The sequence below is a fragment of the Streptomyces coeruleorubidus genome (assembly GCF_028885415.1).
In the GTDB taxonomy this organism is placed as follows: Bacteria; Actinomycetota; Actinomycetes; order Streptomycetales; family Streptomycetaceae; genus Streptomyces; species Streptomyces coeruleorubidus_A.
In genome coordinates this window covers 7,312,496-7,331,814 of record NZ_CP118527.1, presented here as the reverse complement: position 1 = coordinate 7,331,814, position 19,319 = coordinate 7,312,496, and the positions used below count along the sequence as shown (strand labels likewise).

At 69.9% G+C, this 19,319-nt stretch carries 16 protein-coding genes and 1 pseudogene; 6 read left to right on the top strand and 11 right to left on the bottom strand.

What is annotated here, in order from left to right; translation table 11 throughout:
• Positions 1-268: 268 nt before the first annotated feature.
• Positions 269-1,429: a citrate synthase gene (locus tag PV963_RS34055; RefSeq protein ID WP_274820306.1), complete on the bottom strand. Its 1,161-nt coding sequence runs from the start codon at positions 1,427-1,429 to the stop codon at positions 269-271.
• A gap of 109 nt (positions 1,430-1,538) precedes the next feature.
• Between PV963_RS34055 and PV963_RS34050 the strand changes: the two genes are divergently transcribed.
• The 4 genes from PV963_RS34050 (at position 1,539) to PV963_RS34035 (ending at position 6,250) form a co-directional block, all read left to right on the top strand.
• On the top strand, positions 1,539-2,798 hold the full coding sequence (locus PV963_RS34050; RefSeq protein ID WP_274820305.1) for a citrate synthase family protein: 1,260 nt from the start codon (positions 1,539-1,541) through the stop codon (positions 2,796-2,798).
• Between the two features lie 53 nt (positions 2,799-2,851).
• Complete coding sequence (locus PV963_RS34045) at positions 2,852-3,796, top strand: sucrase ferredoxin (protein WP_274820304.1); 945 nt, start codon at positions 2,852-2,854, stop codon at positions 3,794-3,796.
• Between the two features lie 103 nt (positions 3,797-3,899).
• Positions 3,900-5,570, top strand: a complete 1,671-nt coding sequence (locus tag PV963_RS34040) for a sensor histidine kinase (RefSeq protein WP_274820303.1) — start codon at positions 3,900-3,902, stop codon at positions 5,568-5,570.
• On the top strand, positions 5,570-6,250 hold the full coding sequence (locus PV963_RS34035) for a response regulator (RefSeq protein ID WP_274822198.1): 681 nt from the start codon (positions 5,570-5,572) through the stop codon (positions 6,248-6,250). Before PV963_RS34040 ends, PV963_RS34035 begins: the two co-directional genes overlap by 1 nt.
• Here PV963_RS34035 and PV963_RS34030 read toward each other — a convergent pair.
• Positions 6,247-7,332 carry an IS630 family transposase gene (locus PV963_RS34030; protein ID WP_274814345.1) on the bottom strand — a complete coding sequence of 362 codons (1,086 nt, stop codon included), beginning with the start codon at positions 7,330-7,332 and terminating at the stop codon, positions 6,247-6,249. The two genes, PV963_RS34035 and PV963_RS34030, sit on opposite strands and share 4 nt — an antisense overlap.
• 215 nt (positions 7,333-7,547) lie before the next feature.
• Here PV963_RS34030 and PV963_RS34025 point away from each other — a divergent pair.
• Positions 7,548-7,766, top strand: a pseudogene (locus tag PV963_RS34025) (two-component system response regulator); the annotation flags it as partial.
• Positions 7,767-7,791: 25 nt separating this feature from the next.
• Here the strand turns inward: PV963_RS34025 and PV963_RS34020 are convergent.
• The 6 genes from PV963_RS34020 to PV963_RS33995 form a co-directional block, all read right to left on the bottom strand.
• A complete protein-coding gene (locus tag PV963_RS34020; protein ID WP_274820302.1) occupies positions 7,792-9,384 on the bottom strand; it encodes a solute symporter family protein in 1,593 nt (530 codons plus the stop codon).
• The gene (locus PV963_RS34015) at positions 9,381-9,935 is read right to left on the bottom strand and encodes a DUF485 domain-containing protein (protein ID WP_274820301.1); all 555 of its coding nucleotides are present in this window, start codon (positions 9,933-9,935) and stop codon (positions 9,381-9,383) included. The genes PV963_RS34020 and PV963_RS34015 overlap by 4 nt, the downstream gene beginning before the upstream one ends.
• Before the next feature lie 69 nt (positions 9,936-10,004).
• The gene (locus tag PV963_RS34010; RefSeq protein ID WP_274820300.1) at positions 10,005-10,688 is read right to left on the bottom strand and encodes a response regulator transcription factor; all 684 of its coding nucleotides are present in this window, start codon (positions 10,686-10,688) and stop codon (positions 10,005-10,007) included.
• On the bottom strand, positions 10,685-11,836 hold the full coding sequence (locus PV963_RS34005; RefSeq protein ID WP_274820299.1) for a sensor histidine kinase: 1,152 nt from the start codon (positions 11,834-11,836) through the stop codon (positions 10,685-10,687). Before PV963_RS34005 ends, PV963_RS34010 begins: the two co-directional genes overlap by 4 nt.
• Positions 11,833-12,357 (bottom strand): DUF1453 domain-containing protein, encoded by a 525-nt coding sequence (locus PV963_RS34000; protein WP_274820298.1) that lies wholly within the window; start codon positions 12,355-12,357, stop codon positions 11,833-11,835. The genes PV963_RS34005 and PV963_RS34000 overlap by 4 nt, the downstream gene beginning before the upstream one ends.
• Positions 12,358-12,787: 430 nt before the next feature.
• Positions 12,788-14,911, bottom strand: coding sequence for a DNA gyrase/topoisomerase IV subunit B (locus PV963_RS33995; RefSeq protein ID WP_274820297.1), 2,124 nt, complete (start codon positions 14,909-14,911; stop codon positions 12,788-12,790).
• A 442-nt stretch (positions 14,912-15,353) separates the two neighbouring features.
• On the opposite strand from PV963_RS33995, the gene PV963_RS33990 reads away from it, so the two are divergent.
• Positions 15,354-15,587: a DUF7455 domain-containing protein gene (locus PV963_RS33990; protein ID WP_059417413.1), complete on the top strand. Its 234-nt coding sequence runs from the start codon at positions 15,354-15,356 to the stop codon at positions 15,585-15,587.
• Between the two features lie 167 nt (positions 15,588-15,754).
• On the opposite strand, the gene PV963_RS33985 is transcribed toward PV963_RS33990, so the two are convergent.
• The 3 genes from PV963_RS33985 to PV963_RS33975 form a co-directional block, all read right to left on the bottom strand.
• The gene (locus PV963_RS33985) at positions 15,755-16,591 is read right to left on the bottom strand and encodes a S1 family peptidase (RefSeq protein WP_274820296.1); all 837 of its coding nucleotides are present in this window, start codon (positions 16,589-16,591) and stop codon (positions 15,755-15,757) included.
• Between the two features lie 345 nt (positions 16,592-16,936).
• A complete protein-coding gene (locus PV963_RS33980; protein WP_274820295.1) occupies positions 16,937-17,473 on the bottom strand; it encodes a hypothetical protein in 537 nt (178 codons plus the stop codon).
• A gap of 294 nt (positions 17,474-17,767) precedes the next feature.
• Entirely contained in the window at positions 17,768-19,306 is a 1,539-nt protein-coding gene (locus PV963_RS33975) for an RNA polymerase sigma factor (protein WP_274820294.1), read from the bottom strand.
• Positions 19,307-19,319 lie beyond the last annotated feature (13 nt).

Here is a 19,319-nt window from a genome sequence, read left to right as displayed (position 1 = left end):
GATCGGCCTCGCCCTGATCGCTCAGGCGCAGCGCCGCACCGACTCCCTACAGCAGCGCCTGCACGGGGACTTGCTGAGCCAGGCGATGGGCGATCCACGGCTGGAGTCCCGCGTTCCACCGCGACTGGGAGGCATCCCGCGGCGCCAAGGAAGGCCTTTCTCCGGACAGCCACGAGGGACGATTGTTTCGGATTTTCGAGCGGGCCATCCGCGATGCACAGGGGCGTGGAGCTCCTAGCCCGTCGTGACATGACGCGTCGATGGGCCGTCAGGCAGGCACTGGTGCCGGCGCCTCCGGTCCCACATAGCGCGCCACCGGCCTGATGATCTTCGTGTCCTCCGCCTGCTCGAGGATGTTGGCGCTCCAGCCCACCGCCCGCGCCGCGGCGAACGTCGGTGTGAACATCTCCCTGGGCAAGCCGCAGAGTTCCATGACCACACCCGCGTAGTACTCGACGTTGGTGTGGAGTTCACGGCCGGGCTTCAGCTCCGCCAGGATCGCCTCGACGTGCCGCTCGACCTCCACGGCGAAGTCCACCCGCGGACCGCCGAACCCCTGGGCGACCTCGCGCAGCATCCGTGAGCGCGGGTCCTCCGTGCGGTAGATCGCGTGCCCGAAGCCCATGATGCGCTCACCTGCGAGCACTCGCTGCCGCACCCAGGAGTCGATCCGGTCCGGGGTGCCGATCGCGTCCAGAGTGTCCAGCGCCCGACTGGGCGCGCCCCCGTGCAACGGCCCCGACAGCGCCGCCACCGCACCGGCGAGGCACGCCGCCACATCCGCACCCGTCGACGCGATGACCCGAGCCGTGAACGTTGACGCATTGAATCCGTGATCAATGGTTGAGATCAGGTATTGCTCGATCGCCCGTGCGTGCTGCTCGGTCGGCACCGAACCGGTCAACATGTACAGATAGTTGGCCGCGTAGGACAGGTCCTCGCGCGGCTCCACCGGCTCAAGCCCCTTCCCCAGCCGGTGCAGCGCGGTGAGCAGCGTGGGTACGGCCGCGGCCGCTTCCAGGGTGTCCTCCCTGCGCCGGTCGGCATCGATGTCGTACACGGGCCGGAAGCCCTTGGCCGCGCCCAGCAGCGACAGCGCCGTGCGCATCCCGGCGAGCGGGCCGGAGCGCCCGCCGGCCGCCGCGATGGCCGGCAGCGCCGCTCGCACCTCGTCGGGCAGCCGCCGCAGCGCCGCGGTCTGCGCCGCGAAGGCCGCGCTCCGCCCGGCGTCCGGAAGTTCGCCGTGTACGAGCAGGTGCCAGACGTCCTCGAAGGCGCGGGTTCGCGCAAGGTCGACGGCGGAGTACTGCCGGTAGTGGTAGAAGCCCTCGACGCCACGGACGTCACCGATCCGGGTGTCGGTGACGACGACACCGGCGAGTCCCCGTGGTGCGTCGATGAGAGCGGCTGCGGACCTGTTGACGGACATGTCTTCCTCCCTGGACTTGATTCGACTGTCTATGATTGACTCAACTGTGTCAATATTGATTTAATCAATACATCAGTCAATGGTCCGCTAGACGGATACGGTGACCCCCATGCGCGATCAAGAACCCGCCCCCCTCGACGCGGAACGGCGGCTGAGCACCAAGGAGGCCGCCGAACTGCTCGGCGTGAAGCCGGAGACCGTGTACGCGTACGTGAGCCGTGGTCAGCTCAGCAGTCGGCGGGTGACCGGCGGACGGGGCAGCACCTTCGACGCCAGGGAGGTCGAGGCGCTCGCCCGGCGCAACAGGCGGGACAGCACGGCAAGTTCCCCCTCCGGCGGTGAGTTGTCCGTACGGACCCGCATCACGCTCATCGAGAGCGACCGCTACTACTACCGTGGTGTCGACGCGGTCGACCTGGCCATGCGGCACACCTACGAGGAGGTCGCCGAGTGGCTGTGGACGGGCCGGATGCGGCCGGGCAACACGTTCACCGCGCCGGCCGCCTCGGTCGCCGTCGCCCGCCGCGCCGTCGACGCGCTGCCCGAACACGCCGCGCCCACCGACCTCCTGCGCGTCGCGACGATCGCCGCCGCGACCGCCGACCCGCTGCGCTTCGACCTGTCCGAGGACGCCGTGCTCGGTACGGCGCGCACCCTCATTCCCACGCTCGTCGCCGCTCTGCCACCGGCGGGGCACGACCGCCGCGACAAGGGACCCCTGGCCCACCGTCTGTGGACCCGGCTGTCGCCGCGCAAGGACCCCGACGAGGCGTCCCTGCGCGCGCTGGACACCGCCCTCGCCCTCCTCGTCGACCATGACCTGGCCGCCTCCACGCTCGCGGTGCGCGTCGCCGCGTCGGCTCGTGCCCACACCTACGCGGCGGTCTCCGCCGGACTCGGTGTGATCGAGGGCCCGCTGCACGGCGCGGCCAGCGGGCTCGCCCACCGGCTGCTCGTCGACGTGCTCGACCAGGGCGACGCCGCGCCCGTGATCGCGGACGAACTGCGCGCCGGCCGCCGTATCCCGGGACTCGGCCACCGGCTCTACCCGGGCGAGGACCCACGCGCGCGTGCCCTGTTCGGCCTCCTGGAGCAGATCCCGCGCGCGGAACCCGCACTCCTCGCGGCCCGGGACATCGTCGAGACCACCGCCCGCCACGCCCCGCTGCACGCCAACGTCGATCTGGCGCTCGCCGTGCTCACCACGTCCTGCGGCATGCCCCCGACCGCGGGCGAGACGATCTTCGCGGTGGCCCGTACGGCGGGCTGGATCGCCCACGCCCTGGAGGAGTACGGCGAGCGCCCCCTGCGCATGCGCCCGAGCGGGCTCTACGCGGGTCCGAAGCCGCCTCAGCCACTACCGGAGTAGCGCAGGGCGGGGCCGAGAGTCGCCGTGAGCCAAGTCAGGTTAGGCTCACCTCTGTGAGTACGTGCTCAAGCGTGTCCCGGGACTCCGACGAGCCCGTTTCGGGAACCGCGGCCACCGCGACGACCTGGCTGTTGCTGGAACAGCCCGGTCCGTGGGGTGCCAAGGCGCTCACTTCGAGCCACCTGGACCCCGCGCTGGGCCGTGCCCTGGAGGCCGCCGCGAAGGACACGGGCGTGCGGATCGCGCTCATCCGCCGCCCCGGTCGCCACGCGGACCGCCGGGTGCCCGCCACACGCCGGGTGTACGCGGCCCACACCGTTCCGGGAAACGTGTGGCTGCACGGCGCCACGACCTCGGATCCCGGGCAGCTCCTCGATCTCGACTTCGCCGCACTCGGCCGGGGCGAGCACCGCTCCTTCGACGCGGTGCTCGACGGACGGCCCCACGACGGTGATCCGCTCGCCCTCGTCTGCACCAACGGCAAGCGCGATCGCTGCTGCGCCCTCCTCGGCCGGCCTCTCGCGGCCGAACTCGCCACATCCGGCGTCGAGGGCGTCTGGGAGGTCACCCATCTGGGTGGTCACCGCTTCTCCCCGACGGTGCTCGTGCTGCCGTACGGATACGCGTACGGCCGGGCCGAGGCCCACACCCTCAAGGAGGTCCTGCACGGCGCGCGGGAGGGGCGGATCGTCGTGGAAGGGTGCCGGGGCCGCTCGGCCTGGGAACGGCCCGGTCAGGCGGCCGAGCTCGCCGTACGCACCAGGACCGGTGAATACGCCGCGGAGGCGCTGAGCGTCGTACGGACGGCCGGCGCGGCCCCGCGCTGGGAGGTGACCGTCGCCCACGCCGACGGGCGCCGCTGGCAGGTCGAGGTGGCCCAGGGCGCGGCCCTGCCGCCCCGGCCGGAGAGCTGTGGAGCGGCGGTCCTCGGTTCACCCGCGCGGATGGACGTGGTGGCGGTGCGCGAGGTGAGGGTGACGACGGCGCTCGCGAGCTGACCGGTCCGCCGACCGCGGTCCGGACCGTCTCCTCAAGCATTGATCAAGAGATCCACGCCACACCCATTACGGCAGGTAGGCAGCCCCACGTACCTTCTTGGGTATGAGCCCCACTCCCCCCGCACGCCGCCTGCGCCTCGGCCTGCCCCGGCGGGTGTTCTCGCAGGTGCTGCTGATGCAGGTGGCGATCGCCGCGGGAGTCGCGGTACTCGCGACCGGACTGTTCCTCGCGCCCTTGAGCGACCAGCTGGACGACCAGGCGATGCGCCGCGCGCTCGCCATCGCGCAGACCACCGCGCAGCAGCCGGGCCTCGCGAGGGAGGTGCGGGACACTCCTCCCTCACCGAACGGTCCGGTGCAGAAGGAGGCCGAGCGGATCCGGAAGGCCACCAAGGCCGAGTACATCGTGGTGATGGACTGGCGGGGCGTGCGCTGGTCGCACACCGACCCGAAGCAGATCGGCGGCATCGTCTCGACCGACCCCGGCCAGGCCCTGGCCGGCCGGGAGGTCATGGAGATCGACAGCGGCACCCTGGGCCGCTCCGCCCGCGGCAAGGTGCCGCTGCATGACAGCGACGGCACGGTCGTCGGCGCCGTCTCGGTCGGCATCGCCTACGACAGCGTCCGGGCCCGGCTGATCCACGCGATCCCGGGGCTGCTCGCGTACGCCGGAGGTGCCCTGGCCGTCGGCGCGCTGGCCGCGTGGCTCATTTCCCGGCGGGTCCAGCGGCAGACCAGGGACCTGGCCTTCTCGGACATCGCGTCGCTCCTGTCGGAACGCGAGGCGATGCTGCACGGCATCCGGGAGGGCGTCGTCGCCCTGGACCGCACCGGCCGCATCCGCCTGGTCAACGACGAGGCGCAGCGCCTGCTGGGCATCGGGAACGCGGTGGTGGGCCGGTCCCCCGACGAGGCGCTCGGCGCGGGCCGTACGGCCGACGTGCTGGCCGGGCGCGTGAAGGGCACGGACCTGCTCACCGTCAGGGGCCAGCGGGTGCTGGTCGCCAACCGTATGCCCACCGACGACGGCGGCGCCGTGGCCACCCTGCGCGACCGCACCGAGCTGGAGCAGCTGGGCCGCGAGCTCGACTCCACCCGCGGCCTGATCGACGCCCTGCGCGCCCAGGACCACGAGCACGCCAACCGTATGCACACACTCCTGGGGCTGCTCGAACTGGAGATGTACGACGACGCCGTCGAGTTCGTCGGCGAAGTGGTCGGTGACCACCGGGCCACCGCGGAACAGGTCACCGAGCGGATCGAGGACCCACTGCTCGCCGCCCTGCTGGTCGGCAAGGCGACCGTCGCGGCCGAGAAGGGCGTCGCGCTGTGGGTGTCGGACCGGACCCGGCTGCCCGACCGGCTGATCGATCCCCAAGGGCTCGTCACCGTCGTCGGCAACCTGGTGGACAACGCCCTCGACGCCGTGGCGGGCAAGCCGCACGCGCGCGTGGAGGTCGAACTGCGCGCCGAGGGTCGTACGGCGATCCTCCGGGTGCGCGACACGGGCCCGGGAATCCCGCCGGAGCACCGTGAGTTGATCTTCACCGACGGATGGTCCACGAAGAAGCCGCCCGCGCACCGCGAGCGGGGCATCGGGCTCTCCCTGGTGCGCAGGCTCGCCGAGCGGCAGGGAGGCAGCGCGACCGTCGGCGAAGCGCACGGCGGGGGTGCGGAGTTCACCGTCGTCCTGCCCGAGGCGCTGGCCGAGCCGGGCCCGGAACCGGCCCTGACCGTGCCGTCAGCTCCGCAGACCGCCAAGGAGGAGTCGTGATGATCGAGGTCCTGGTCGTGGACGACGACACCAGGGTCGCGCGGGTCAACGCCGCCTACGTCGAGAAGGTGCCGGGCTTCCATGTCGCCGGCGAGGCCCACAGCGCCGCGGACGCGCTGCGCCAGCTGGAGACGCTGCCCCGGCTCGACCTGGTGCTCATGGACCACTACCTGCCCGACGAGACAGGGCTCGCGGTCGTCCAGGAGATGCGCCGGCGTGGCCACCAGACCGACGTGATCATGGTGACGGCGGCCCGGGACGTGACCACCGTGCAGGCGGCGATGCGGCACGGCGCGCTGCAGTACCTGGTCAAGCCGTTCGCCTTCGCCGGCCTGCGCTCCAAGCTGGAGGCGTACGCGGAACTGCGCCGCACCCTCGACGGCGGCGGGGAGGCGGAGCAGGCCGAGGTGGACCGCATCTTCGGGGCTCTGTCGGCCCCCTCTGAGCCGGACCTGCCCAAGGGTCACTCCCCCACCACCGCGGAGCTGGTCCGTCAGTCCCTGATGAACGCCGACGGGCCTCTGTCCGCCCAGGAGATCGCCGAGCGGACCGGGGTGAGCCGCCAGACCGCCCAGCGCTATCTGAAGCTCCTGGAGCGCACGGGACGGGCCAGGCTGACCCTCAAGTACGGCGACGCCGGCCGCCCGGAACACCGTTACGTGTGGGCGACTCGCGCCTAGTGTCCCGGTCCGGAGATCCTGTCGCAGTAGCGGCAGATGCGGTCGATGATCTGGTCTGCGGTCTTGGTCCACTTGAAGGGCCGGGCCTGCTCGTTCCAGGTCTTGATCCAGTCCTCGAGGGCGGTCTTGAGCTCGTCGAGTGAGCAGAACACGCCGCGTTCGAGGCAGCGCCGCTGTAGTTCGGCGAACCACCGCTCGACCTGGTTGATCCAGGACGAGTAAGTCGGGGTGAAATGCAGCTCGAACCGGGGATGGGCCAGAAGCCACTTGTGGACCACCGGCGCCTTGTGGGCGGAGAGGTTGTCGCAGATCACGTGGACCGCCAGGCCGGGATCGGTCTGGCGGTCGATCTCGTCGAGGAAGTCGCGGAAGTCCACGGCCCGGTGCTGCGCGGACAGCTTGCCGATCACCTTGCCGGTGGCGGTGTTCAGGGCGGCGAACAGGTCCACGGTGCCGTGCCGGACGTAGTCGAAGCTGCGCCGCTCGGGGATGCCCGGGACCATCGGCAGTACCGGAGCTGTCCGTTCCAGGGCCTGGATCTGCGGCTTCTCGTCGACCGCGAAGACGGCCGCGTTCGCCGGCGGGGCGAGATACAGTCCGACCACGTCACGGATCTTGTCGATCAGCAGCGGGTCCGGAGAAATCTTGAAGGTCTCCGTGCGCCAGGGCTGCAGCCCGAAGGCCCGCCAGATCCGCAGCACACTCGTCGGCGAGATCCCCACCCGCCGGGCCAACTCCCGCTTCGACCAGTGGGTGGCGCCCTCGGGCACCTCTTCCAGCGTGCGCACCACCACCTCTTCCACCTGGGCGTCGGTGATGGTGCGGGGCACGCCGGGACGCAGCTCGTCGGACAGACCATCGAGACGGCGCTGCAGAAATCTGGTCCGCCACCGGCTCACGGTCCCCCGATCAGTGTCCAGCCGCGCGGCCACCGCGGTGTTGTTCAGCCCGTCCGCGCACGCCAGCACGATCCGTGCCCGCTTGGCCAGACCCTGCGCGGTTGTCCGCCGTTTGGCCCACCCCTGCAACACCAGCCGCTCGTCCTCGGATAACACCAGCGGTTGCAGCCTGCTGTCCCCCATTCCTCCAGCAGACCGCAGCCGCCAGCCGCTGTCACCGCCCGAGCCGAAATCTGAAACGAACCACGACTCACGTGGCGAGACGTGAACTCAAGACCAGATCACTAGGTGTATTGCCCCGCAGGGTTCAGACAGATCCCACGGCCTCAGCCCGTGGCCTGTCCGCTGTCCGCCCGTGTCTTGCTTCGCGAACCCCGTCGTCCCGACGGGACGCCCACCCGGGCCCTCGCGTCACCGGGCCGCCGAGTGACCACTCGGAGCCGACGACGGAGCTGATCTGCCGCGTCCTGCACCGCGCCGACCACGCGCTCTCCGCCCACGAGGTCCCCGTCGAGAAGGGACTGAGCCGCCTGGAGCAGTCCGGCCGCCTGCGCCTCTCCCTCAAGTACGGCGACACGGGTCGGCCCGAATACCGTTACGCGTGGGTGGCGCCGTAACCGTACGTCGGTGAGGGCACCGCCTCTACGCCGCTCCCGCCCCGGTCAGCGACCGCACCTCGGTCTCCGCGTGCCTGGCCTCGTCCGGGATCTCCGCCGAGGTGACCGTGCCCAGCCAGCCCGCGAGGAAGCCCAGCGGGATCGAGACCAGGCCCGGGTTCTGCAACGGGAAATACTGGAGGTCGACGTTCGGGAACAGCGAGTCGGGGCTACCGGAGACCACCGGGGACAGCACCACGAGCACCACGGCCGGGATCAGACCGCCGTAGACGGCCCACACGGCGCCGCGTGTGGTGAAGCCTCGCCAGAACAGGGAGTACAGCAGCACCGGAAGGTTCGCCGACGCGGCGACGGCGAAGGCGAGGCCCACCAGGAACGCGACGTTGAGATCCCGCGCCAGCAGACCGAGGGCGATCGCCACCACGCCGACCCCGACGGCCGCGACACGGGCCACGGCCACCTCGCTGCGGGGCTTGCCGCCCCGGCGCCGCAGAGACGCGTACAGGTCGTGGGCCACCGACGCCGAGGACGCGAGCGTGATCCCGGCGACCACGGCGAGGATCGTGGCGAAGGCGACCGCGGCGACGACCGCGAAGAGAACCGTTCCGCCGGTGGATCCGGCGCCGCCGCCCAGATCGAGCGCCAGCAGTGGAACAGCCGTGTTCCCGGCCGCGTTCGACCCGCGTACCGCGTCGGGCCCCACGATGGCGGCCGCGCCGAATCCGAGCACGATCGTCATCAGGTAGAAACCGCCGATGAGCCCGACGGCCCAGACGACCGAGCGGCGTGCGGCGCGCGCGGTGGGCACGGTGTAGAACCGGGACAGGATGTGCGGCAGCCCGGCCGTGCCGAGCACCAGGGCCAGCCCGAGACTGATGAAGTCCAAACGGGCGGTCCAGTCCCCGCCGTACTTCAGCCCGGGCGCCAAAAACGCCTCCCCGTGACCGCTGCGCTCGGCGGCCGTGAGCAGCAGCCGGTCCAGGTCGCCGTGGAAGCGCATCAGGACGAGCGCCGTCAGCGCGATCGTGCCGCCGAGCAGCAGGACGGCTTTGACGATCTGGATCCACGTCGTCGCCCGCATCCCTCCCAACGACACATAGATCACCATGAGCGCGCCGACCCCGATGACGGTCCAGGCCCGCGCCGCCCCGCTCGTGCCCCCGAGCAGCAGCGCCACCAGGCTGCCCGCGCCGACCATCTGCGCCACCAGATACAGAACGGACACGGTGACCGAGGAGGTTCCCGCCGCGATCCGTACCGACCGCTCCCTCATCCGCGCCGCCACGACGTCGGCGAGCGTGAACCGGCCGCAGTTGCGGACCAGTTCGGCCACGAGGAACAGCACCACCAGCCAGGCCACCAGGAAGCCGACGACATACAGCAGCCCGTCGTAGCCGAACAGCGCGATGAGCCCGGTGACCCCCAGGAAGGAGGCGGCCGACATGTAGTCACCCGCGATGGCAAAACCATTCTCCATGGGAGAGAAGAGCCGCCCGCCCGCATAGAACTCCTCGGCCGAACCGCGCCGGTTGCGGCTCACCCATGTCGTGATCGCCAGCGTGACCGCGACGAACCCGCTGAACAGCAGCAGCGCCAGCGTCTGGTGTTCACCCGTCACGAGACACCGCCGTTCACGCCACGTGTCAGCTCCTGTGTGTCCCAGCGCAGTTCGAGCGCCGCCCGGTCCCTGCGCAGGCGCGCGTGCCGCGCGTAGGCCCAGGTGAACAGGAACGTGGTCAGGAACTGCCCGAGCCCCGCCACCAGCGCCACGTTCACCGCTCCCGCCACCGGCCGGGCCATCAGCTCGGGGGCGGTCGTGGCAGCCACGACGTAGCCCACGTACCAGGCGAAGAAGGCCACGAAGGCCGGCACCACGAACCTCCGGTACCGCCGCCGCACCTCCTGAAAGGCCGCGCTGCGCTGCACCTCCAGATACACATCGGCCGCCGCGACCCCGGTCCGGCTCTCCCCGCGTGCCGACGGAACCACGGCCGGATCCGGCACCCCGACACCGGCCGACTCGCCCCAGCCGGAGGCGAGGGCGTCGTACCAGGGATCGTCGTACCTGAGGTGTCCGGCCTCCTCGGCCGGGCCCGGGTCGACACCGTCGAGTCGCTCGACCGGACTTTCCTGACCAGCCCCACCAGGACGGCCCTTGCTTGGCTGCATGCCCAAGGATGGACAGAACGGGAAGATCCCTGACTCTTCTTCCCCTCGCTCTTCACCCCATCAGGTGACTCAGCCCGCTGGTGGCCGCACCAGCCCCTTTCCGTACGCGTAACGCACCGCCTGCGCACGGTCCTTGAGCCCCGTCTTGGCGAAGAGGTTGTTGATGTGGGTCTTCACGGTCGCGGTGGAGACATGCAGCCTGCGGCCGATCTCCTGGTTGCTGAGCCCCTCGGCGATGAGGAGCAGCACCTCGGTCTCCCGCGCGGTGAGCCCGTCCGGCGCCTCCGGGGGCGCGGCCGGTCTCGTATCGGTCTCCGCCAGACGCTCCAGCAGCCGCCTCTGAATGCTGGGCGAGAGCCCCGCGTCCCCCGACAGCACGCTGTGCACGGCCCGCACGATCTCCTCTCCGCCGGCGTCCTTCGTGAGATAGCCGCGCGCTCCCGCAGCCAGGGCCGGGAAGAGCGACTCGTCATCGGCGTACGTCGTGAGCACCACGACCTGCGTCCCCGGATACTCCACACGGATCCTGCGGGTGGCCTCCACCCCGTCGCAGCGAGGCATGCGCAGGTCCATCAGCACCACGTCCGGGGCGACTTCGGCGACGAGCCGCACCGCCTCCTCCCCGTCCCCCGCCGCACCGACGACCTCGATCCCGGGCAGCAGACCGAGCAACATCACGATGCCCTCCCGCACCACGGTCTGGTCGTCCGCTACCACCACCCGAGCGGGCTTCCGCTCGGCGTCCTCCGTCATACCGGCACCTTCAACGTCACCACGAACCCCTCCTCGCCCGGCCCGGCCTCGAACGAACCGCCCAGCAACTCGGCTCGCTCCCGCATGCCCAGCAGACCGTACCCGGCTCCCGTACCGGTCAGCTCGCCCGGCGAGCCGCCCGAATCCCGCACATCCAGGGTCACTTCGTGCGGGCTGTAGTCGAGCCGCAGGCGCACCTTGGCGCCCGGGGCGTGCTTGCGGGTATTCGTCAGAGCCTCCTGAGCCGCTCTGCGCACAGCCTGGGAAGCCTCCGCCGGAAGCGCCCTGCGTTCACCCGTGATGGTGATCTCGGTGCCGTCGGCCGTACCCACCAATTGGTTCAGGAACTCCTCCAGGGGGGTCAGATCCCCGCGCAGGGCGGAGAGCGCCTGCCGTGTCTCTGAGAGCCCACCGCGCGCCATCTCCCGTGCCGCCACCACTCGTTCGAGAACCTGCTTCCGTTCCCCGCCACGCTCGATCAGCAGCCGGGCCGCCTCCAAGTGCACGAGCTGGGCAGACAGGCTGTGCGCCAGCACGTCGTGGATCTCCCGCGCTATGCGGGCCCGCTCCGCGAGCGCCGCCGTCTCCGCTTCGGCGGCGCGTGCGGCCCGCTCCTGGGCGAGAAGCCGCTGAGCGCTGGCGCGGGCCTCGGCGTCCAAGCGCAGCGTGTATCCGGCCAGGGCGAGGCCGACGCCGGTGACCACGGACGTCAGCACTTCGTCGCTGTTGACGAAGCCGAACGAACCGAGTGCCACGCCCGCTACGCCGAGGGCGACTGCCGGTGGGAGCCGCTCCAGCGCCGAGACAGCGCATCCACACCACATGACGAGGGCCGCGACTTTGAAGCCCGATATCTGGGCCGCCACGGCGACACCCTGAAGCAGCGCGAGCGACGCCAGCGAAGGCCACAACTTGTGCTGGAGCGTGGTCCGGAAGAACACCCAGGCGAGCAGTGCCGCCAGAAGCACTCCTCCGGCTCCGGCCGCCGCCTTCCAGCCACACACCTCGCTCTCGGCGAAGGCACCCCACATCAGCACACCGAGGACCAGGGCCCTCACTGTCCAGGCCAGCAGGCACCGGGAGCGTGAGAGTCCCTCGCGGCTGAGCGCCTCCTGGGAAGGCCAGCGTGTCCAGGCGTTCTCCTTCACGCGCGCTCCTCCCCCGCAGGCGCCATCCTGCTGTCACCGTACGCCCAGCCCGAGTTCGTGGCAGGGCGCAGCGACTGACCGCGCCAGGCCAGGGTTCCGGCCCGCACGAGAAGGGTGCCGGCAAGTCCCAGCAGCAGGGCGGAGCTGTCCTGGTGAACGCCCACCGCGGCACCGAGCGCGAAGAGTCCGACACGCAATCCGATTCCGGCGCCCCAGACGGCGACGCTCGCCCTGCTGCTCTTGCTCCACACTGTGCCGTCCGGCTCCACCCATATCCGGGTGGTCCAGGCCCAGCCCGCCCCGGTGGCCACGCCGAGCAGCAGTTCGGCGCCGAGCAGCAGCGCCGAGGCCGTGTGGTGATGGGCGTCGAGTATGCCGGGCTCGCGCAGTGCGACGACGGCCAGGATCGCGGGCAGGAGCCACCAGCGGCGCTCGCCCTCGATGGGGGTCGCCCGAGACTGCCGGGCGATCACCAGCACGGCAACGACCACGATCACCAGCGCGTCGACGAGCCCGGACATCACAACCTCCGTGAGCGAGAAAGGGGATGTCGGCAGCAGTGCCGCCGACGCCTTCGACGCTACGGAAGTCGCCAGGTCACGGGATCGGAGTGCGGGTGGATCATGGGTGGATCCCCGACCGGGTGTTTCTCCACCCAGGGGTGGAGAAACGGCTCGGCCACGGCGGCCTGAGCCGCTTGCGGGCCGGGTCGCCCAAGCCGGTCGGGCCGTGCACCAGGCATGGCACGGGCCATGCGCCGACTTCCCAGCTGAGCCGGACCACCCGGAACCGCTGGAACCAACCCGAGCTCCCCGCCGATCCCTGGCTCTGTCAGCCCAAACTCAGGCCAACACCAGGACCCAACCAGCACCGGCCCCAACCAGTACCCGACCCGGCTCAGATCACCAGCACCCCAGTCCCGCCCTGCCCGGCCAAAGCCCAGCGCAGCGGCTATGCATCGATCCGCGACCGATCCAGCGTCGCAGCCGAGTTGGAGATGAACTCCTTGCGCGGCGCGACGTCGTTGCCCATCAGCAGATCGAAGACCTGCTCGGCGGCCTCGAGGTCGGAGAGGTTGATCCGGCGCAGAGTGCGGTGGCGCGGGTCCATGGTCGTCTCGGCCAGCTGGTCGGCGTCCATCTCGCCGAGACCCTTGTAGCGCTGGATCGAGTCCTTGTAGCGGATGCCCTTGCTCTGGAGCTCCATGAGCGTGTCGCGCAGTTCCCGGTCCGAGTATGTATAGACGTACTTGTCCTGGCCCTTCTTCGGCTGGACGATCTCGATGCGGTGCAGCGGCGGCACCGCCGCGAAGACCCGGCCGGCCTCGACCATGGGCCGCATGTAGCGGTGGAACAGGGTCAGGAGCAGCGTGCGGATGTGCGAGCCGTCGACGTCGGCGTCGGTCATCATGATGATCTTGCCGTAGCGGGCCGTGTCGATGTCGAAGGTCCGGCCCGATCCGGCTCCTATGACCTGGATGATCGCGCCGCACTCGGCGTTCTTGAGCATGTCCGTCACGGACGACTTCTGGACGTTGAGGATCTTGCCCCGGATCGGCAGCAGCGCCTGGAACTCGGAGTTCCGGGCGAGCTTCGCCGTACCGAGCGCGGAGTCGCCCTCGACGATGAACAGCTCGCTGCGGTCGACGTCGTCGCTGCGGCAGTCGGCGAGCTTGGCCGGCAGCGAGGAGGACTCCAGGGCCGTCTTGCGGCGCTGTGCGTCCTTGTGCTGCCGTGCGGCGATGCGCGTGCGGGCCGCGGCGACGGCCTTCTCCATCACGACACGGGCCTGCTGGGCGGCGTCCCGCTTCGCGGAGGTCAGGAACGCCTTGAGTTCCTTGGTGACCACGTTGTTCACGATGCGACGGGCCGCCGAGGTCCCGAGGACCTCCTTGGTCTGGCCTTCGAACTGCGGCTCGGCGAGACGCACGGTGACGACCGCGGTCAGGCCCTCCAGGGCGTCGTCCTTGACGATGTCGTCCTCGGCTACGCGCAGGAGCTTCTTGGCGCGCAGCACCTCGTTCATCGTCTTGGCGACGGCCTGCTCGAAGCCGGCGACGTGCGTACCGCCCTTGGGGGTGGCGATGATGTTGACGAACGACTTGAGCGTCGTGTCGTAGCCGGTCCCCCAGCGCAGTGCGACGTCGACACCGAGTTCGCGGGTGACCTCGGTGGGCGTCATCTGACCGTGGTCGTCCAGGACGGGGACCGTCTCCTTGAAGGAGCCCTGTCCGGAGAAGCGGAGGACGTCGCAGATCGGCTTGTCGTTCGCCAGGTACTCGCAGAACTCGCTGATTCCGCCGTCGAAGCGGAAGGACTCCTCGCCCTTGCTGCCGCCCTCGCCAAGCCCGTACTCGTCGCGCACGACGATGGTCAGGCCGGGCACCAGGAAGGCGGTCTGGCGGGCGCGCTGGTGCAGGTTCTCCAGGGAGAGCTTGGCGTCCTTGAGGAAGATCTGGCGGTCGGCCCAGTACCGCACGCGCGTGCCGGTGCGGGTCTTCGGGATCTTCTTGGCCTTGCGCAGGCCGCTCTTGGCCTCGAACTTGGCGTCCGGGCCGTTCCCGGCGAAGGCGCCGGGGACACCGCGCCGGAAGCTGATCGCGTGGGTGTGTCCACCGCGGTCCACCTCGATGTCCAGACGGGCGGACAGGGCGTTCACCACGGAGGCGCCCACGCCGTGCAGACCGCCGGAGGCGGCGTACGAGCCGCCGCCGAACTTGCCGCCGGCGTGCAGCTTGGTCATGACGACCTCGACACCGGAAAGGCCGGTCTTGGGCTCGACGTCGACCGGGATGCCCCGGCCGTTGTCCCGGACCTCGACCGAGCCGTCGTCCTGGAGGATGACCTCGATGTGGTCGCAGTAGCCGCCGAGGGCCTCGTCGACGGAGTTGTCGATGATCTCCCAGAGGCAGTGCATCAGGCCACGGCTGTCGGTCGACCCGATATACATTCCGGGGCGCTTCCGCACGGCCTCGAGCCCCTCGAGGACGAGCAGGTGCCGCGCGGTGTAGTTGGAACCGTCCCGGTCTGCTCCTGCCAGCAGAGCTGTGGACGGCACGGACGTTTCGGCGGTCACGCGGTTCGCTCCTCGCTGAATTTCAGATGGGGCCCTGATGGGTAAGGGCGCGGCTTCAGTCACCGGTGAGAGGGTACCGAGGCCTGGTAGAGCCGTTGTAACGCCACCCTCGTCGGAAACTCACCCTAGTCCAGACTCGCATGCCTGTTCGATCCCTCGTTGGAGTGAAGCACACATCACGTTCCCTTCCAGGCATGAACCATTTAGGCTCCGGGCACGTCCTCATGAACAACCGGCAACCCAGCCGGGAGGACCGACCACCGATACAACGCGAAGCCCCGTAAGACACATAGACACGCAATACGGCACATTCGCCGCCAACCGGCAGCAGACAGCCGCCTCGCAAAGATTTTTTCGAGGAATAGCCACGAGCGGGAACGTTTTCGGGCTGGTTGGATGTTGACCCTGGTACGACAGCTCGTCGAGCTAGAGAAGAGGCGACGTGACTACTGTTCTGACCCCTGCGAGCCAGTTGACGGCCGCTGATCGCTGCGACCGCTGCGGCGCCCAGGCGTACCTGCGCGTCGTCCTGCTCAGCGGCGGAGAGCTGCTCTTCTGCGCCCACCACGGGCGCAAGTTCGAGCCGGAACTCAAGAAGATCGCCGCTGAGATACAGGACGAGACGGAGCGGCTGACGTCCGCTCCCGCGACTGCCGCCTCCGAAGAAGAGCGCTGACACCTCGCGTCCGACGACGAGCCAGCACGGCACAGGCCGGTGAACGGGCGGCTGCCTCCGCTACAGAGGCAGCCGCCCGTCCTCGTCCCCGCGAGCCTGCTCGGGCCCTCCCGGACACCCGCTGCGCGGTTTCTTCACACCGTGTCGGCCGAGCTTACGCATGACCTTTACGTCCGTGCCCAGCCGAGCGTGCGCATGATGTCGGACACACGCGCGTACACCCCGGGGCTGCCGGCCCGACCGCAGCCGATCCCCCAGGACACCAGGCCGATCAATCGTCCCTGGGCCACCAGCGGTCCTCCGCTGTCGCCCTGACAGGCGTCCCGGCCCCCCTCCGCTTCCCCGGCGCACAGCATGCTCCTGGCGTCGTAGACGCCGTCCTCACCTCCCGGATACGCCTCTTCACAGAGAGCATCGGGGAGCACACGCACGCGTGCCGCGCGCAGGGTGTTCGGGTATTCCCCGGCGCCCGAGACATCGCCCCATCCGTACACCGTCGCGGTTTCGCCCACGGCGTACGCGGGGTCACCGCCGGCCGCCATGCCGATGACCGAGCCGGCGGGGAGAGGTTCGGCCAGCGTGAGCACGGCGAAATCCCCGGCGTTGCTGACATCGTCGTAGGCCGGGTTCACCCAGGCGTCTCGCACGGCGACCTCCCGGCCATCGCGATCCGAGAGCAGGTCCGTGCGTCCCGCTATGACCCTGAGGTCGCGTACGCGTTCCGGTGGACCGCCCAGGACCTCCTTGTCCACGCAGTGGGCCGCGGTGAGCACGGTGCTGCGGCCGACCGCCACGCCACCGCAGAACTGCCCCGCGCGTGTACCCCCGAACCGGTCACGACTGGACAGGGCCACCGCCCACGGGCTCTCCGACGCGTCGACGGGGAATCCACCTATGACGACCCTGTCGGCGGCCACAGGGGCACTGGAGCCCACTGACAGGGCGGATACCGCGGCTGCCACGACCAGCGGGCGGGCCAGGGCTCGGGGAAATCGACGACTCATGCACACTCCTCACTCGGCGTTGTCGGCGATATACCCAGAGTGATTCACCCTGTTGCGACCCGCACCCGCGGAGAGGCATGAAGCCCGGCTCCCTGTGGGGGGACCGGGCCTTCCGCGTCTACGACCGCGACGGGCCTCCGCCCCAGGCTGGAAGAGCTTCCTGACGACAGGCGGGAACGGCTCGAAGCCGAGTGGGCCAAGGTCCTCAACGAATCGCCACTTCCACCGGCCCTACCTCCGGGACTGGGCGTCCTGTCGCCGCGCCTATTCGGGCAGCTGTACGACCAGTAAGCCGCCGTCCGAGACCCACACGTCACCGCTGAAGACCGCAGATGCGACGCCGGCTCAGTCGCCCGCGCCTGCCTTGTCCTGCACCGGCTCCGGTGCCTTGCCGGGCCAGAGGGTGGTCATCACCGGCCAGAGCAAGCTGTACACAAGGACCTTGGTGAGCGGGTTGAGCCAGACCAGCAGCGGGGCACCCTTGTCCGGGCCACCGACCAGCACCACCAGACCGAAGATCATGCCGACGCTGATCGCGTAGGCCAGCAGGAACCTGAACCAGGACTTCCACGCGTCCACCACGGCCGCACGGCCGTAGAGCCTGGGACTCGGCGGAGAGGCGTCTCCGCCGAAGCGGCGGGCGAACTTCGCGTCGGCCCAGCGCACGGTGCGGTGGCCGTACACCACGGTGATGCCGAGATAGGCCGCGGACAAGCCATGCCAGACGGTCGGTTCCGCGCCGTCCCGGACGCTGAGGACGGTGGCACCCAGGAGCACGACGTCGATCAACGGGACGCAGACCAGCAGCGCACCGCCCAGGAGCCGCCGGTCGGCGGCGTAGCGCGCAGCCAGGCCGCCGACGAGGAAGACCCAGAACAGCACGTCACAAGCGAGAACCAGGTAGAGGATGGCAAGCCCCCTTGAGCGAAAGTTCGATCGTCATCGTCCCGGGCTGGTCCCCGTCCGACATCCGGTTTCGGCCGGCGCGGTTCAAGGGGAGGGCGCTGCTTCCGGGGCGAGCAGGACCGTGACCCCTCTACCGGACGCAGGACCTGCAGGGCCGAACATCGCCGTGGAAGTCGGTGGGACATCTGGAGCAGCAGCGTTGCGCTGGCACACGAAAGCGCCCCCAACCCGCAAAAAAAGCAGGTCAGGGGCGCCGGGTGGGAATCTGACTCAGTCGAGGTAGTCGCGCAGCACCTGCGAACGGGACGGGTGGCGCAGCTTCGACATGGTCTTGGACTCGATCTGGCGGATCCGCTCACGCGTGACGCCGTACACCTTGCCGATCTCGTCGAGGGTCTTCGGCTGACCGTCGGTGAGACCGAAGCGCATCGAGACGACGCCCGCCTCGCGCTCGGACAGGGTGTCGAGCACGGAGTGCAGCTGCTCCTGGAGGAGGGTGAAGCTGACCGCGTCGGCCGGGACGACCGCCTCGGAGTCCTCGATGAGGTCACCGAACTCGCTGTCGCCGTCCTCGCCCAGCGGGGTGTGCAGCGAGATGGGCTCGCGGCCGTACTTCTGGACCTCGATGACCTTCTCCGGGGTCATGTCGAGCTCCTTGGCCAGCTCCTCCGGGGTGGGCTCGCGGCCCAGATCCTGGAGCATCTGGCGCTGCACGCGCGCGAGCTTGTTGATGACCTCGACCATGTGCACCGGGATGCGGATGGTGCGGGCCTGGTCGGCCATGGCGCGGGTGATCGCCTGACGGATCCACCAGGTGGCGTACGTGGAGAACTTGTAGCCCTTGGTGTAGTCGAACTTCTCGACCGCGCGGATCAGACCGAGGTTGCCCTCCTGGATGAGGTCCAGGAAGAGCATGCCGCGGCCGGTGTAGCGCTTGGCCAGGGAGACCACCAGACGGAGGTTGGCCTCCAGCAGGTGGTTCTTGGCGCGGCGGCCGTCCTCGGCGATGATCTCCAGCTCGCGCTTGAGCTTCGGGGCGAGCTTGTCGGCGTTGGCCAGCTTGTCCTCGGCGAACAGACCGGCCTCGATGCGCTTGGCGAGCTCGACCTCCTGCTCGGCGTTGAGCAGGGGGACCTTGCCGATTTGCTTGAGGTAGTCCTTGACCGGGTCGGCGGTGGCACCGGCGGCGGCGACCTGCTGGGCGGGCGCGTCGTCCTCGTCATCATCGGACAGCACGAAGCCGGCGTTCTCCGTGCCCTCGGGCTCCTCGCCGGCCTTGCCGGGAGCGGCCTCCTCGAGAACCTCCTCTTCGAGAAGCTCGACGTCGTCCTTCTTGGCGCTGGTCTTCTTCGCCGCGGTCTTCTTGGCAGGCGCCTTCTTCGCGGCCGCCTTCTTGGCGGTCGTCTTCTTGGCGGCCGCCTTCTTGGCGGGGGCCTCTTCCTCGACGGCCGGCTCGGCGGCGGGTGCCGCTGGCGAGGCGGTGGCGGTGGCCTTCCTGGTGGTCACCGCCTTGGCCGCGACCGTCTTGGTGGCGGTGCGCTTGGCGGGACTCTTCGCTGCGACGCTCTTTCGGGTGCGCTTGGGCTCTGCGGCACTGACCATCAGCGTCACACCCTCTTCCTCGAGGATCTGGTTGAGGCTGCGCAGTACGTTCTTCCACTGAGTGGCCGGAATCTGGTCAGCTTCGAAGGCCCGACGCACGTCATCGCCGGCGATCTGCCCCTCAGCCTTTCCCCGCTCAATGAGAGCCATGACAGAGACGGACTCGGCGATCTCCGGCGGGAGCGTACGGGATGTGCTGGCCGACACGAACAACCTCTCG

Excerpts from the sequence above, each read along its gene's own strand:
- PV963_RS34055 (WP_274820306.1), bottom strand. The coding sequence starts at position 1,429 with ATGTCCGTCAACAGGTCCGCAGCCGCTCTCATCGACGCACCACGGGGA.
- PV963_RS34050 (WP_274820305.1), top strand. The coding sequence starts at position 1,539 with ATGCGCGATCAAGAACCCGCCCCCCTCGACGCGGAACGGCGGCTGAGC.
- PV963_RS34040 (WP_274820303.1), top strand. The coding sequence starts at position 3,900 with ATGAGCCCCACTCCCCCCGCACGCCGCCTGCGCCTCGGCCTGCCCCGG.
- PV963_RS34035 (WP_274822198.1), top strand. The coding sequence starts at position 5,570 with ATGATCGAGGTCCTGGTCGTGGACGACGACACCAGGGTCGCGCGGGTC.
- PV963_RS34030 (WP_274814345.1), bottom strand. The coding sequence starts at position 7,332 with ATGGGGGACAGCAGGCTGCAACCGCTGGTGTTATCCGAGGACGAGCGG.
- PV963_RS34015 (WP_274820301.1), bottom strand. The coding sequence starts at position 9,935 with ATGCAGCCAAGCAAGGGCCGTCCTGGTGGGGCTGGTCAGGAAAGTCCG.
- PV963_RS34010 (WP_274820300.1), bottom strand. The coding sequence starts at position 10,688 with ATGACGGAGGACGCCGAGCGGAAGCCCGCTCGGGTGGTGGTAGCGGAC.
- PV963_RS34000 (WP_274820298.1), bottom strand. The coding sequence starts at position 12,357 with ATGTCCGGGCTCGTCGACGCGCTGGTGATCGTGGTCGTTGCCGTGCTG.
- PV963_RS33985 (WP_274820296.1), bottom strand. The coding sequence starts at position 16,591 with ATGAGTCGTCGATTTCCCCGAGCCCTGGCCCGCCCGCTGGTCGTGGCA.